Origin of the sequence: Pontibacter beigongshangensis (assembly GCF_014332515.1) — a bacterium.
GTDB lineage: Bacteria > Bacteroidota > Bacteroidia > Cytophagales > Hymenobacteraceae > Pontibacter > Pontibacter beigongshangensis.
In genome coordinates this window covers 39,874-54,248 of record NZ_VFSD01000001.1, presented here as the reverse complement: position 1 = coordinate 54,248, position 14,375 = coordinate 39,874, and the positions used below count along the sequence as shown (strand labels likewise).

At 48.0% G+C, this 14,375-nt stretch carries 11 protein-coding genes; 8 read left to right on the top strand and 3 right to left on the bottom strand.

The window, feature by feature from the left end; translation table 11 throughout:
• Nucleotides 1-276 precede the first annotated feature (276 nt).
• The 5 genes from FJM74_RS00175 (at nucleotide 277) to FJM74_RS00155 (ending at nucleotide 5,169) form a co-directional block, all read left to right on the top strand.
• Complete coding sequence (locus tag FJM74_RS00175; protein WP_187260540.1) at nucleotides 277-1,755, top strand: MBOAT family O-acyltransferase; 1,479 nt, start codon at nucleotides 277-279, stop codon at nucleotides 1,753-1,755.
• Entirely contained in the window at nucleotides 1,755-2,675 is a 921-nt protein-coding gene (locus FJM74_RS00170; protein WP_187260539.1) for a hypothetical protein, read from the top strand. The genes FJM74_RS00175 and FJM74_RS00170 overlap by 1 nt, the downstream gene beginning before the upstream one ends.
• 66 nt (nucleotides 2,676-2,741) lie before the next feature.
• A complete protein-coding gene (locus tag FJM74_RS00165; RefSeq protein WP_187260538.1) occupies nucleotides 2,742-3,242 on the top strand; it encodes a hypothetical protein in 501 nt (166 codons plus the stop codon).
• Nucleotides 3,243-3,352: 110 nt separating this feature from the next.
• The gene (locus tag FJM74_RS00160; RefSeq protein ID WP_187260537.1) at nucleotides 3,353-4,009 is read left to right on the top strand and encodes an HD domain-containing protein; all 657 of its coding nucleotides are present in this window, start codon (nucleotides 3,353-3,355) and stop codon (nucleotides 4,007-4,009) included.
• 392 nt (nucleotides 4,010-4,401) lie between these two features.
• Entirely contained in the window at nucleotides 4,402-5,169 is a 768-nt protein-coding gene (locus FJM74_RS00155; protein WP_187260536.1) for an IS5 family transposase, read from the top strand.
• Between the two features lie 153 nt (nucleotides 5,170-5,322).
• On the opposite strand, the gene FJM74_RS00150 is transcribed toward FJM74_RS00155, so the two are convergent.
• Nucleotides 5,323-5,913 (bottom strand): DUF4136 domain-containing protein, encoded by a 591-nt coding sequence (locus FJM74_RS00150; protein ID WP_187260535.1) that lies wholly within the window; start codon nucleotides 5,911-5,913, stop codon nucleotides 5,323-5,325.
• 166 nt (nucleotides 5,914-6,079) lie between these two features.
• On the opposite strand from FJM74_RS00150, the gene FJM74_RS00145 reads away from it, so the two are divergent.
• The 3 genes from FJM74_RS00145 (at nucleotide 6,080) to FJM74_RS00135 (ending at nucleotide 10,900) form a co-directional block, all read left to right on the top strand.
• The gene (locus tag FJM74_RS00145; protein ID WP_187260534.1) at nucleotides 6,080-6,928 is read left to right on the top strand and encodes a DUF1206 domain-containing protein; all 849 of its coding nucleotides are present in this window, start codon (nucleotides 6,080-6,082) and stop codon (nucleotides 6,926-6,928) included.
• A gap of 1,520 nt (nucleotides 6,929-8,448) precedes the next feature.
• The gene (locus tag FJM74_RS00140; protein ID WP_187260533.1) at nucleotides 8,449-9,813 is read left to right on the top strand and encodes a sigma-54-dependent transcriptional regulator; all 1,365 of its coding nucleotides are present in this window, start codon (nucleotides 8,449-8,451) and stop codon (nucleotides 9,811-9,813) included.
• Nucleotides 9,814-10,528: 715 nt separating this feature from the next.
• On the top strand, nucleotides 10,529-10,900 hold the full coding sequence (locus tag FJM74_RS00135; protein ID WP_187260532.1) for an Hpt domain-containing protein: 372 nt from the start codon (nucleotides 10,529-10,531) through the stop codon (nucleotides 10,898-10,900).
• A gap of 291 nt (nucleotides 10,901-11,191) precedes the next feature.
• On the opposite strand, the gene FJM74_RS00130 is transcribed toward FJM74_RS00135, so the two are convergent.
• Nucleotides 11,192-12,619 carry a TIGR00341 family protein gene (locus FJM74_RS00130; protein WP_187260531.1) on the bottom strand — a complete coding sequence of 476 codons (1,428 nt, stop codon included), beginning with the start codon at nucleotides 12,617-12,619 and terminating at the stop codon, nucleotides 11,192-11,194.
• A gap of 55 nt (nucleotides 12,620-12,674) precedes the next feature.
• On the bottom strand, nucleotides 12,675-14,018 hold the full coding sequence (locus FJM74_RS00125; protein WP_187260530.1) for a DUF2254 domain-containing protein: 1,344 nt from the start codon (nucleotides 14,016-14,018) through the stop codon (nucleotides 12,675-12,677).
• Nucleotides 14,019-14,375 lie beyond the last annotated feature (357 nt).

The following is a 14,375-nucleotide window of genomic DNA, read 5'->3' as shown; positions in this document are numbered from 1 at the left end:
AAGTATTTTCCGACATGTGCTGTCGCTGTCTATAAGAGCCTCAAGATTTATCTAGTTTTACCATTTCAATTTTATTTATCAAAGCACTCAGGTACTCGTGTTCCTTATCTGAAAAAGTTAGAGACATACAACATTGATAGAAATAATGGGTGTTTACCACTTCTTCATATTGAAGTAAATAACTCGTTGTATGATAAATTTTCTCTCTAAGGATCAAGTTCCTTTGATTAAAAAAGAAATTGCCTCAAATTTGCAGTTTCTTTATTGTGTTTCCCTATGCTTTTCAACTCATTCGAGTTCCTTGTCTTTTTCCCGACAGTAGTTCTCCTTTACTTCCTGCTGCCTCACAGGTTCAGGTGGGTGGTGCTGCTCTTCGCCAGCTACACCTTCTACATGTTCTGGCGCGTGGACTATGCCATCATCCTTGTCATCTCCACGCTCATCGACTACCTGTGCAGCAACATGATGGACAGGCACAGTGAGGAGAACAGGGCAAGAAGGAAACCGTGGCTATGGCTCAGCCTCCTCTCTAACCTGGGCATCCTGTTCACCTTCAAGTACTACAACTTCTTTAACGCCGCCGCCCGGGATCTGGCTCAGGTGTTAGATCTTCCTTATGCCGCGCCGGCCTTTGAGCTGCTCCTGCCGATGGGCATCTCCTTCTACACCTTCCAGACCATGAGCTACTCGATAGACGTGTACTACGGCAGGATCAGGGCCGAGAAACACTTTGGCATCTTTGCCCTCTTTGTCACCTTTTTCCCGCAGCTGGTGGCGGGGCCGATTGAGCGGGCGGGCAACCTGCTCAGCCAGCTCAGGGAAAAGCACGAGTTCAACTACCAGCGCGTGACGGATGGCCTCAAGCTGATGGCCTGGGGGCTGTTCAAGAAAGTCGTGATCGCCGACCGGCTGGCCGTGATGGTCAACCAGGTCTACAACAACCCGACAGACTATGAGGGCGTCCCCCTTATCATCGCCACCGTGTTCTTTGCCTTCCAGATCTACTGCGACTTCTCGGGCTACTCTGACATTGCCATTGGCGCGGCCCAGGTGATGGGCTTCAGGCTGATGGAGAACTTCAGGAGGCCCTACTTCTCCAAGTCCATCCGGGAATTCTGGGGCCGCTGGCACATCTCCCTTTCTACCTGGTTCCGAGATTACCTTTACATTCCATTGGGAGGTAACCGGGTGCTGAAGTGGCGCTGGTACTACAACCTTTTCATCGTGTTCCTGGTCAGCGGGCTCTGGCACGGGGCTAACTGGACCTTCATCGTGTGGGGCGCCCTGCACGGCCTCTACCAGGTCTTCGGGCTTATGACAGCCAAGAAAAGAGATTCCCTTGTGAGCCTATTTGGCCTTAACAGGAATGAAACAGTTTACCGGTCTATTCAAGTGGGTACCACTTTCTCTTTAGTGTGCCTGGCCTGGGTCTTCTTCAGGGCCAACACGATCTCAGACGCCTGGTACATCTCCACACACATGTTCAGCAACCTACTAGAAAGCGCCAAAGCGTTTGCCATTCAACTGGTTCATGGTAGTAATGTCATGGGGCAGGTGAAGCAAGAATTTCTTTTGGGTGTTCTATTTATTTTAGTGATGGAGGGTGTGCATTACCTTCAAAGGCAGCGAAATGTTAGGTTTCACATTTCAGGCTTTAACCCTATCCTTCGCTGGGGTATTTACTCCCTTTACCTTCTGATATTCATTTATTTTGGTGTATTTAGCTCCAGTGCCTTTATCTATTTCCAATTCTAATGAAAACAATCCTCATTAAAGCATTTCTCTTATTTGGCATAGCAGCGATTATTGTATTACCTGTTGCCTGGAAATTCAACTCTGGGTATATGGACCCGTTCTATACCCGGTTAACAACAGACAAGGCACCATCCCTGATAATTGGAACATCACGGGCAGCACAAGGGCTGCATCCGCAAGCATTCGAGGAGCTAGCTCCAAAGATGCAGAACTTTGCATTCACCCTCTCACATTCTCCTTTTGGACCTGCATACCTGAATCTTATAAAAGAGAAGGTAGAAGAAGTGAAGGACGGTCTATTTATCATTGCTGTGGACCCCTGGGCTGTATCATCCCTTACAAGACAGGAAGCAGCACCGGAGAACTTCAGAGAGAATAAGTCTTTTACTTCAAAGATAAATCTGGTGAATGTAAGCCCGAACTATGAGTACATTTTACGTTTTTATGATGAGCCTCTTTACCATGTATTTGAAAGAAAGCACCGGACAATGAAATTGCATAAAAATGGATGGCTAGAGGTGAATGTTCCTGTAGATTCATCTGTAGTAGCGGCAAGAATACATACAAAGGTGAAAGACTATAAAAAGTATGCTGAACATGGGGCTTTGTCAGCTTTACGAATACAGGCTTTAAAAGAAACAATAGAGTTTCTAAAGACTCATGGAGAAGTATATCTTGTTAGGTTGCCGGTTGCTAAAGAAATGTCCGATATTGAAAACAAGTACGCCCCCAGCTTTGATACTTTAGCACAAAGGATTGCTAATGAATACAACATCCATTATCTGAATTATTTTATGGAGTCAGGAGAATTTCTAACCACTGACGGGAATCATCTATATAAAGAGGCAGGCAGAGCTGTTTCTAGAAGAGTGGCAAAAGATATTGCACGCATTATGCAAATGGCTAATTCAAAGATGTAGTAGAAAAAGTGTACTAATCAAGATAAAGTCTGACAGGCATCTGCCCCATAACCTTGGGTTCTAATTGTGGTGCCTTATGCATTTACCTATTTCGCACTAGGTTATTTTACCAAAGCCGCGCTAAGGCGAATACAAAATGCCTCTATTTATATAATAGCACTTTCAATTTTAATAGGTATTATCTTGCTTTACCTTGGACTTTCTAATAACCTTTTCTTCAAGGTAAATATGAAGTATGGAGATATATCCAATCCAATATTAGGCCTGCTAATCCCAATTTATTTTACAGTGCTGGTTTTGCTGATTTCTGCAAATATCAAGCAAGCAAAGCTGAAAGAGTTTCTAACACATATAGGAAAGAATACAATCCCTATTATGTATTTGCATATAGTTTCCAACTTTGTGTTTCACAATATTTCTGGAGAAGTACCTGAACCATATTTGTTCCTTCTAATAGGTATTTTCGTCCCATTATTGCTCACATTTTTATTAAGGAGGCATGAACTGACTAGAATGCTCTTCTTAGGAAATAACAGCAAAGGATTATTAAATAAGGTAGTGGATTAAAAAGTATGATGTTTAGCTTTCTGTTTATTTCGGTAGCTAAACATCATACTTTTTAATCCACTACCCTAATTTCTAATTTTGATTTCTATTGTTTACCAGCCCACCAATTCATGCCCGAAAACGATACTATTATCCAAGCAACTGCCAACCACATAAAATCCCTCCTCTCCGGCGAAGGCTCCGGCCACGACTGGTGGCATGTGTACCGCGTGTGGCAAAATGTCCTGGCTATTGCCAAACACGAACAGGCCGACCTGTTTATAGTGGAACTAGCCGCCCTGCTGCACGACATTGGTGATCATAAATTCCATGGCGGCGATGAAAGCGTAGGGCCTCGCATGGCACAGGAGTGGCTGGAGTCGCTTGAAGTAAAGGCTACCGATATTGACCATATTTGCCTCATTATAAAAGAAATATCCTACAAGGGAGCAGGCACCAGTTCAGCCATGAACAGCGTGGAGGGACAGATTGTGCAGGATGCCGACCGGCTGGATGCCATCGGGGCCATCGGCATTGGCCGCGCCTTTGCCTATGGCGGGCACAAAGGCCATGAAATGTACAACCCGGCCATAAAACCGGTACTGCACGATTCATTTGAGGCCTATAAAACAGCCTCCGCTCCTACCCTCAACCACTTCTACGAAAAGCTGCTCCTGCTCAAATACCGCATGCACACTAAAACAGCTAAAGCCATGGCAGCACAAAGACATCAGTATATGGAAGGCTTTCTGGCCCAGTTTTATCAGGAGTGGGAAGGCAGACTCTAAAGGTTTGCCATCCTCCTGTAAAGGTGCAGTAAAACAAGCACCTCCCGGAAGCTTAAAGAACATCCTGCTCATCTTCACATCCTGAAAATCATGATTCAGACAAACTCGTAACACGCAGCACCTCCATAGAGCCGCCGGAAAATCAGCTTTAAGCTAGACAGTGCCACAAAACCTTGGAATTTATTGTGCCTTTGATAGACTGCGTCATAACCTATCGGAGATCTAATTAAAAAAACATCCATCCCTGCCACTCCCTAACTAAGGCGGGGAATTTAATTTGCTTTTTTTGCCATGGAAAATTCCAGGAAGTTGAGAGCATGTTTAAATTTCAGCTTTGATTAAAAAAGAGCGAGTCAGTGCGTAAGCAAAAGAGTAACCAAACACTAAAGCTTATGCAATCTCACTATCGGAGACTCACTGACTCGCACTGGGAAGCTATCAAAGACACGCTTCCCACTCAACGCAAACGCATTCACAGTTTAAGGGTTATCGTGGATGCCATTTTCTGGTGCCTCCGCATTGGGAACCAGTGGCGGAATCTTCCTGAAACCTTTCCTAAGTGGCAGCTTGTCTACTACTATTTTAGGAAATGGCAGAGAGACGGCACGCTCCAGCGCTTGAACTGGTCGCCTAACAAACTGGAGCGGAAGCGCGTTGACAAGCAGCCAACTCCTAGTCAGTTCTGCATTGACTCACAGTCTATTAAGGTTGCTCCCTTCGTCGCAGAGGATACAGGAGTGGACGGTAACAAAAAGGTAAATGGCCGTAAGCGGCATGTTATCACAGACACACTGGGACTGGTTTGGGGGGTGGTGGTGCATGCTGCCAACAAGGCGGACGGAGCGGTGGCACAACGGGTGGTAGAACCGTTGCTGGGCTACATGGACCACATGAAAAAAATACTGGCCGATGCGGCATACGAGAAGGTATTCATGGAGTGGGTAGAGGAAAATTTATTTGGTGTGGAAGTAGAAATCAGCTCTCGCCCCCCAGAGGCAACAGAGTTCGTGCCGGTTAGGTGGCGATGGGTGAGCGAGCGGGCATTTGGCCTCTTCAACTTCTTCCGTAGGCTCGACAAAGACCATGAGAAGACTACTCAAAGTGCAGAAGCTTGGGTTTTATGGCAAAACTGCCAGTTGATAATTAACAGATTTGACTGAGAATCAGTTAAATATAAATTTAAACATGCTCTGAGACGTCGTTTATATGCAAAAAAACTGTCATGTCTCGTGATACGAGATACGTGCGTCGTGATACGTGCCTCGATATTTAAAAGTGATGCAAACTCCGATTCCGATACGGAAAGAAGCAGGCTAGTTTGTGAAGCTCTTCGCCAGAATAGTTTCTACCGCTCTCCGCACCTTTCCATAACCTGCCCCAAAATTGCTGATGGCTCCTTCTGTCCAGCCTCTCCACAGCAGCTGGTTGGAAGCAGGGTCTACGAAATCTATGATCAGGGTGCCCTGCTTGAACAGGTCTACCGACCGGTAGCCAGGGGCTCCGGAATTCTGATAGGCATACCGGTAACCTGCCATGTGCGCATAGCTATACCCAAAGCCATGGGCAAAATTAGCCGGCACATCTTTTTCCACCGGCACCGATACACTCACGTCATACGCTATTAATACATCGGGATTTTCAGTTGCCGGTTTAAATCCTTTCTTCTGCAGTTCCTCCTCCAGGGCCCGGCGCAGGTGCTGGTCCAGGCTCTTATCGAAGCCTTTCTCAAAATCCGGGGCCTGCACTGGCTGCTCCTGATACCAGGCGTAGGTGGAGTACCGGCCAGGCTGGGAGCCCGAACCCGATATAGCATGCGTCGTATTGATTCCGGATGTAGCCACACAGCCCGGCAAAAGCAGCAGGAACAAGGCAGCAAACACAAAAGACAAACAGGTTTGTTTCATAGTATGTTGGTATCATTAGGTTATTTCGCCGCTGCCGGGGCAGCAGGTGGCAGCGTTAGTCAAAGTTAAAGATTTCTGAAAATATAGCCGCTGCTTCGTCTCTTTTTCTGAAACGAAATAGAGGTGGCGGCGTTTAGCGTATTAGTTTATATACTAAAGTTCGCATATGGATATCAACATTTCTGAAATGGCGCATAGGTTGCCTTCGCCTCAGCCGGAGTGGGTCGTCAGGTTTGCCCGTGTGGGCCTGGCCGCCAAGGGGATTGTATATTGCCTGGTAGGGTTGCTGGCGTTTATGGCCGCCTTCGAATTAGGCGGCGAAGGTAACCAGGAGGCTGGCAAGCAGGATGTGTTCCGGTTTATACTGGAGCAGCCATTTGGTCAGGCCCTGCTGGCCCTGGTAGCGGTTGGCATGGCCTGCTACGCCATCTGGCGCCTCATTCAGGCCATAAAAGACACTGATAGCAAAGGAACCGACACGAAGGGTATCGGCACCCGGATTGGGTACGCCTTTAGCGGTCTGGTGTATGCATCCTTCGCCTTTTACGCCGCTAAGCTGGTGCTTGGCTCCGGTAGCAGCAGCCAGGGCGAAGACTCGCGGCAAATGCTGGCCCGGGAACTGCTGGCCCAGCCGTTGGGGCAATGGCTGGCCGGGGCGGTGGCGCTGGGCATAATAGGCATGGGGATCTACCAGTTTTACAGGGCTTTTTCGGGCAAATACAAAAAGAAGATCAAAGAGAGTGAAATCAAGCAGGAAGTGAAAGGAACGCTGATAAAGGCAGGCAGAGTTGGCTATTTTGCCCGGGGAGTCGTGTGGCTGATCATCGGGTACATGTTCTTAAGGGCAGCCCTGGAGGCGAACGCCAAGGAAGCCGGCGGCAGCCAGAGCGCTTTTCAGTTCCTGGAGAATTCTATTTACGGCTCCTACCTGCTGGGTGCAGTAGCTGTCGGCCTTATCTGCTATGGCATTTTTATGTTTGTGCGGGCCCGCTACGAAGTTATCAGATCAACCTAATACCCAGGCTTATACTATAAATCCCATCAAGTTATTATTTCATCTTAAATAATATGTTTACCAGTAATACCAACTCGTATTTAGTTCCTTTCATATTTTCACCATGCCTCTCCCATTTTGTCATCCCGAAGGGATCTGGTGGGCGAGAGCCTAAGGCAATGGCTATTGGCTAGGGAGTTTATGTTAGGATAGCCACTTCTTTACCTGTCTGCGGAGGCAGCTTGTTTTATTGCCCATGTCTTTATTCTTTTTGCCTTGATACAAGAACCACCCCTCCCCCTCCTTGAAAAAAGGAGGGGAGTTCCAAAAAAATCAAGACGATTTTGTTTGTCAGGGGCCCCTTTCCCCACTCGCTGAACGCTCTTTAAAGAGGGTCCCTTCCCCATAGCCGTCAGGCTATGGGTGGTATCAGCCATAAAACCTGCTCCGTCCGCCCCTGATGTGTGTTTTCACCAACAGGCATTTCTGCGCTTGAAGGCAACAGAGCAGGGAAATTGCTGGCGGCAGGAATAATGCCGTGTCTTCAGGACCTGGATGGCTGTTTATGCTCGAAGTGAGCTTTGCTTGCTGGTGAAAACACCCAGCAAGGGCAGGCAATTATTTCACCTTCAGGAATACTTTCACCAGCTATTAGCAGGTATAAATAGAATACAGTAAGCTTTGGAGATTGCCTCCTTTTCCAAGGTCTACCATTGAAGCTCTTCTTCCAGGGAAAAGTCTTGCATTTATTTTGATGCCGCCAGTTTAGCGCTAGCATACTGGTCTGCCCCGTAGCCGACACAATAAGAAGGAGAAAGGTCTTCAGACACTTTGATACTTTTACAAATTGAGCACCGCTAGCCCTTGTTGGTGAAAAACACCCAACAAGGGCTAGCGGTGCAGCTTTTTTGGTATAACAGGATGAAAGCGTTTAGCTTAGCCTGACAGCAATGGTATAACGAAGACAATAGCCTTGGAACGGGCTGCTGCCGCAGACAGGTAAATAAGCGGCTCTACTCACTTACATTCACTAAGTACATTTAAGTAAAATCTGTCGAATGGGAGCCGGACCATCAGCATCAAGAGCAGAAGAGGTCTCTGAAGGGCTGTTTTACTTAGAATAATTTCGAAAGACAGACTTCTTTCACTTCTCAAACTGACCTGACCCGACTATATTTACTTAAACGCACTTGTGCTCCTCCAATCCGATTTTTAGAAAGGTTTTATGCTTGTTAGGCTATCCCAAAATATATCTACCATAATTTCTGATTTTTAATTTGGAGAAGCACTAGCCGGTAGCAATTGCCATAGGCGCACGCCCACCAGATCCCTCCCGGATGACAGAGAAGAAATAGCATCGTGAGGCTAAATACGAGTTGGTATTATCGTAAGGGCTTTAACTGCATCTCCTCCTCCACCTGAAAAACACCCTGCATAGCCCCGCTTCCGGAGACATGAAATTTCTGAGCCGGATGTTATTTTTTCATACCTAAATAGTAGTAACTTTGAGCTTTAAGAATTGTGTGTGCCAGTAAGACTTCATGAAGCATTCAACGTTTAAAATCTTTATTCTGGACGACGATGTCTGGTATAGCGATCTTTTGGAATACCACCTGTCTCTGAACCCGGATTACGAGATTCGAAAATTTCATGCTGCCAAAGATTGCCTGGCTGCCCTGCACGAGCGGCCCGACGCGCTTACCCTGGACTATTCGCTGCCCGATAAAAACGGATCGGAGGTACTTAATAAAATAAAAGAGCAGAGCCCTGACACGCAGGTGGTTGTTATCTCAGGGCAGGAGGATGTGGCCACGGCGGTTGATCTGCTGAAAAAAGGCGCATACGATTATATTGTAAAAGACGAAGACACACCGGAGCGGCTCTGGAACACCATCAACAAAATCCGGGAAAATGCCTCGCTGCGCGAAGAGATACAGCTGCTGCGGGAAGAGATCGGCCAGAAATACGACTTTAGCAATATTATAATTGGCAACAGCGAAGCCATAAAGCGCCTTTTCGCCATGATGGACAAGGCCGCTAAAACCAACATCACCGTCTCGATTACAGGCGAGACAGGCACGGGCAAAGAACTGGTGGCCAAAGCCATACATTACAACAGCCTCCGCAAGAAACAACCATATGTGGCCGTCAACGTGGCGGCTATCCCCAGGGAACTTATCGAGAGCGAACTTTTTGGCCATGAGAAAGGGGCCTTCACAGGTGCTATGTCCCGCAGGCTGGGCAAGTTTGAGGAGGCGAACAAAGGCACCATCTTTCTCGATGAGATCGGCGAGTTCGACATCAGCCTGCAGGCCAAACTGCTGCGGGTGCTGCAGGAGAAAGAAATAGCCCGTGTGGGAGGCAATACCATAGTGCCCGTGGATGTGCGCATTATTGTGGCCACGCACAAGAACCTGGCAGAAGAGGTGAAAAAAGGCACCTTCCGCGAAGACCTTTACTACAGGCTGCTGGGCTTGCCGCTAAACCTGCCGCCCCTTCGGGAGCGGGGTGGCGACATTCTCATGCTGGCCAAGCATTTTATAGAAGGCTTTACCAAAGAGAACGGCATGGGCCGCAAAAAGCTATCTGCGGAAGCGCAGGAGAAACTCCTCTCCTACGCCTTTCCCGGAAATGTGCGGGAACTGAAGGCCGTGGTAGAACTGGCCGTGGTGCTCTCTGATGATAACGAGATCCAGGAGCACCACATTAACTTCCAGGCCAACAACAACTCGAACATGGACTTTCTGACGAAGGAACGCTCCCTGAAAGACTACAACCGGGATATTATGCAGTACTACCTCGAAAAATACGACTACAACGTGCTGCTGGTAGCCGACAAACTCGACATCGGCAAATCGACGATCTACCGCATGATTCAGAACAAGGAGCTGTTTGTTAAAGTCTAAGCACACGAAAGCAAGTATTGTCGGATAAAAACAGCAGCAGCAGCAGATTGTTCAGAGGGTCTTTTTGATTGGAATAATTCATAAACCAGGCTCCTTGCTGCTACGTCACACAATCTGACAAACCTGTTTAAAAGCACTTAGGCCGGGATATAGAATTAGTAACCGGATCAGCAGCAACAGCAGGAAAAGCCTCCGGAAGGGCATTTTGATTAGCAGAATTCCCCTGTTACCCAACAAGCAACCCTGTAACGGGCACTAAGAGGTTTCCTGTAGGCATTAGTCAGGACGGTTAGAGAAGAAGAGACTGACAGGTCATCTGAATTATTCGAATCAAAAAGACCCTCTGCTGCTGATGATTTTCTGACAGATATACAATATATATTGCCTGAATGCACTTAATATTTGCTTTGTAGCATTCGAAATCCATACTTGTAAAAAAAAGCTGGCGTTTAATGATCATCAGCGCTTACCTGGCACTATTTTTACACAAACTGTTTTTATAGAACGTTGGTATTTAAAATATTGCCTGCTTAAATTTAAAGCATAGCTTCTTGTTTTCTGGATAACTTTGTGCAGGATACTCGATGGAAGAATAAGATAGGGCAGCCTTTCATTTAACATGTACACCTTTGCCAGGAACCCGGGAAGACATTGATCTGACCAGTGAAAAGCACAGCTCCTGAACCGCACCGAAGAAATATAAATAACAAAATACATGACAACTCCTCCATTAGGCAATGCTGAGCCATTGTACGACCTGACCATGATCCAGAAAATGTCGCGGGGTAACGAGGCCTTTATGATTCGCACCAAGCAGCTTTTCATAGACTCGGTACCTGCCACGGTAACTGATCTCCAGCAAAGCTACGCCTCCGCCGACTGGGCTGCTGTAAGCGCTGCTGCCCATAAACTGAAATCCACCATAGATGCTATTCGGATAGAATCGCTCAAAACTGTTGTCCGGCAAATTGAATCGGATGCCAAAGCACAGACTAACCTGCAGCAGATGCAGGAAAACATCGATTTTCTGGCTGACATTATGGAACAGGTTGTAGAGAGGTTCAGAGAAGACCTTACCGGTGCTTAGGAATAGATGAATGAGTGAGTGAATGAATGAATGAATGAATGAGTGAAAGAACAAAATGTTGCCTTAATAAAACCTTAATATTAAAGCTATTAACGGTTCTTGTCTTAAGAAAGTATTCAAGCTTTACCAAGCAGCAGCAGGAGCAGCAGACCCTCTGGAGGAGCAAAATCATTAGGAAAATCGCAAATTAATGTGCTATAGGCCATGGCAGCGCATAGCGGCATTCAGCATTTGATTTGTGCTACTGATGAAAAGGCCTTGTGTCTTTAAAACCTGGCCGGCAACGTAAACTTATCTGCTTACTCCTGCCCCCGAGAAGCTGGATACCACCTGCACCGAATCGCGCTTTAGTTTCCGGGCGACAAAAGTCCCGATCCTCCGCTCATGCTCCCGCACTTTGTCTGCTTCTATTTTTGACGGCTTCTGCTGCGCAGGCTTTCCAGGCTGACCGGGCTTTACGGGCAGCGCCTGGCCCTGCCACTCAAGCATGACGACCACCACCGTATCCTGCCGCTGGCTTTCTGATGCCACCACCATCTCTCCTATCTGCGCCTTTCTTATCTCCGGAAAAAGCAGCCTGAGGTCGGTTGTAGCCTGGCCGGAGGTATATCGCTGGGCCTCCAGCTTCCGGAGGCTGTCCAGCCGCTGGTTCTGGAGCTTTTGTATCTCTACGGTCTTCAGAAAATCGCGGGTCAGGTTGTTGGTGATCTGAGAGGCCATCTGCTGCACATCTTCTGCCGACACGTCCAGCTGCACCACCTTTACCTGGTAATCGCTAAGGTCATTCTTCTTCAGCACCGTATTATACTGGTTTACCAGCCCCTCCTCCAGAGTACTGCCCACGCTGTAGATCTTCACCAGGCTAATAGAGTCGCTGTCGGCAATTTCCCACTTAAGTATCTCGTTGTTTCTGCCTGCAAAGTCTTTTACGATCAGGTTCTCGATCTTCTTTTTGGTTTGCACTTCTTTATAGATGTTGTACAGGAAATAGACGCTCGGCAGCACCACTATAAAAAGGATCACGCCCATTACGCGCGCCACCTGCCGCTCCTTCTTTTTATCGAGGTAGTGCTTCACCTCAAATTTAAGGTACTTCACGATCAGGAAAGTGGCCAGGCTAATAAATACCGCGTTTATAAAAAACAGGTAAAAGCCACCGAAAAAGTAGTTGAGCCTGCCCATGGCCAGGCCGTAACCGGCCGTACAGAGCGGCGGCATCAGGGCGGTGGCAATGGCTACCCCCGGAATGGCATTCGACTTGTCGGACCTGGAAATAGACACAATACCGGCCACCCCGCCAAAGAAGGCGACCATCACATCGAGGAGCGTGGGTTGCGTGCGGGCCAGGATCTCGTTGGTAGGTTCTCCAAGGGGCGTCAGCCAAAAGTAAAAGGTGCTCACCATTAATCCGGCCAGTGCAGCCACAGTCAGGTTCTTCATCGAGGCAATGAGCATTTCCTTGTCGTTGATCCCCACCGAGAGCCCCACCCCCAGAATCGGCGACATGAGGGGGGAAATAAGCATAGCCCCGATGATAACGGCTCCTGAACCCACATCCAGGCCAATGGAGGCCAGCATAGCCGAGCAAATCAGCATCCAGGTATTGTTTCCCCGGATCGGGGTTTTATCGTAAATTTCCCGGATCGTGCCTTCTTCGTCAGTCTCGTTCTGTATGTTAAAAATGCCGTCGAGGGTGTTTTTAAGGGCTCTAAGAAGCATAAATAGAAATAGATGTAAGCAAACAGCTGCAAAAATATGCTATTTGAGTCGTATTTCAGGGCTTGGCAGGCAATAATGCAAGGCTTTGCCTGAGAATTTTCAGGCTGTTTAGTTCCGACACCTGCCTGTTAACCTTCTCGCGGTCTCCCGGGTTGGCTATTTCCTGACCGGCATCATGCAGCAGCAGCTCCGCCTGCCTGTAAATGTCCGACACTCTCTCAGGAGCTGCCTGTGCCTTGTAAAGCAGGTTCTTCAGGAGAAAGAGCAGGCGCAGCACAATAACAACATCGCCTTTTCCATAGAGCCGGATGGGGCTGAGGCAGATGGCACAGAGCTGCCCAAAATCTTCCTTCTTCAACCTGACCCTGGCGGTATCTTCCTCATCAAACAACAGTTCCTCGTCTGGCAGCCGCATGCGAAGCGCGAGCAGGTCAGTCAGATAATCGATCGCCCGCACGGCCGTGCCGGGGTCGTTTATACTGGGGCTCAAGGCCTTCACGGCGCTCTCAGTTATCTGCTTAAAGCCATAGAGATAATTTACCTCTACTATTTCGGCCTGATAAAAGTTGACATGATCCAGCAACTCTTCACAAAAGGAATCCAGGTTTGCGACAGGCCGGTTCACCCTCAGAAAGGGGGTACCTTCTACCACAAAGCTCCCCAGTGGCTGCATAAACTCCACCAGCACCTGGTGTTCGCGGCACAAGGCTGCAATTGGTTTACCGTCGAGGCTCTGCAGATGCCCTGTGCGTGGGCTCAGCACCTCATGCCACTCTGCCGCATCAAAGGCCGGCTGCGGGCGTAGAGGCTGTTCAGCATCCTTTTCTTCCTGCAGCATAACCTGGCGGGTAACCCCATAAATGCTTTCCAGGATATTATCTATCTGGATGGACTGGGAGATGGAATGGATAAAGTAAACAAAGAAGCTCAGACATATAATCGTGAAGCACATAGCCAGAAAAATGGCCAGGCCAGGCAGATCCTCGCTGTAGAGGTCCGACCGGATATTCACCATCACCACCAGCGTATAAAGAAGCGTGCCCAGAAAGAGGCCCAGTATTTTTTGATTTGATCTGTAGGTGATGAGCCCCGGGATAACCCTTGGGGAGAAATTACTGCTGGCCTGGTTGAGCACCAGCATCACCATGGTAAAGCTAAAGACGACCAGCGAGATAAGGCCTGTGGTAATAGAACTCAGCACCATGCGGGCTGTCTCGCCATTGGTAATAATAAAGAACGGGAGATTCTCTTTAATTCTTTCGCTAAGGCCCCTCGTCTCCAGGTAAATCATGAACATGGCCAGCGCAAAGAAGAGCAAAGCAATAAGCGTTGGATAAAACCCAATGCTGCCTATTATATACTGGTACAGGAACTTAAGGCGACTAAAAAGCTTCTTCATAAACCCTGGCTGGATGTAACTGGCATCTGACTATAGCTGCTTTAGCCTTTTACTCCGATCATCTGCTCCTGGTTTATGGCACCGCCAGCTCGGCTGCTGCCAAGTGCCTTGGGGCAAAACCAGTCGCCCGGCAGCCGGATCAGCAGCAGCAGCAGAAAAAGAGGTCTGCGGAGGGTGTTTTTGATTGGAATAATTTAGTTGCCGGGCTACCACGCTATATGCCCCACAAAAAACTTGATTGCATTTGGCCCGCAGGCAATTTCAATTAGGGATGGCCGCTATCCGATCCGCCCTGGCTTAGCTCCTGATTTTGATAGGTTCATTTCTGAAAGGTCCGTCTGCCAGCACGCAAGACCT

Excerpts from the sequence above, each read along its gene's own strand:
- FJM74_RS00175 (WP_187260540.1), top strand. The coding sequence starts at position 277 with ATGCTTTTCAACTCATTCGAGTTCCTTGTCTTTTTCCCGACAGTAGTT.
- FJM74_RS00170 (WP_187260539.1), top strand. The coding sequence starts at position 1,755 with ATGAAAACAATCCTCATTAAAGCATTTCTCTTATTTGGCATAGCAGCG.
- FJM74_RS00160 (WP_187260537.1), top strand. The coding sequence starts at position 3,353 with ATGCCCGAAAACGATACTATTATCCAAGCAACTGCCAACCACATAAAA.
- FJM74_RS00155 (WP_187260536.1), top strand. The coding sequence starts at position 4,402 with ATGCAATCTCACTATCGGAGACTCACTGACTCGCACTGGGAAGCTATC.
- FJM74_RS00150 (WP_187260535.1), bottom strand. The coding sequence starts at position 5,913 with ATGAAACAAACCTGTTTGTCTTTTGTGTTTGCTGCCTTGTTCCTGCTG.
- FJM74_RS00145 (WP_187260534.1), top strand. The coding sequence starts at position 6,080 with ATGGATATCAACATTTCTGAAATGGCGCATAGGTTGCCTTCGCCTCAG.
- FJM74_RS00140 (WP_187260533.1), top strand. The coding sequence starts at position 8,449 with ATGAAGCATTCAACGTTTAAAATCTTTATTCTGGACGACGATGTCTGG.
- FJM74_RS00135 (WP_187260532.1), top strand. The coding sequence starts at position 10,529 with ATGACAACTCCTCCATTAGGCAATGCTGAGCCATTGTACGACCTGACC.
- FJM74_RS00130 (WP_187260531.1), bottom strand. The coding sequence starts at position 12,619 with ATGCTTCTTAGAGCCCTTAAAAACACCCTCGACGGCATTTTTAACATA.
- FJM74_RS00125 (WP_187260530.1), bottom strand. The coding sequence starts at position 14,018 with ATGAAGAAGCTTTTTAGTCGCCTTAAGTTCCTGTACCAGTATATAATA.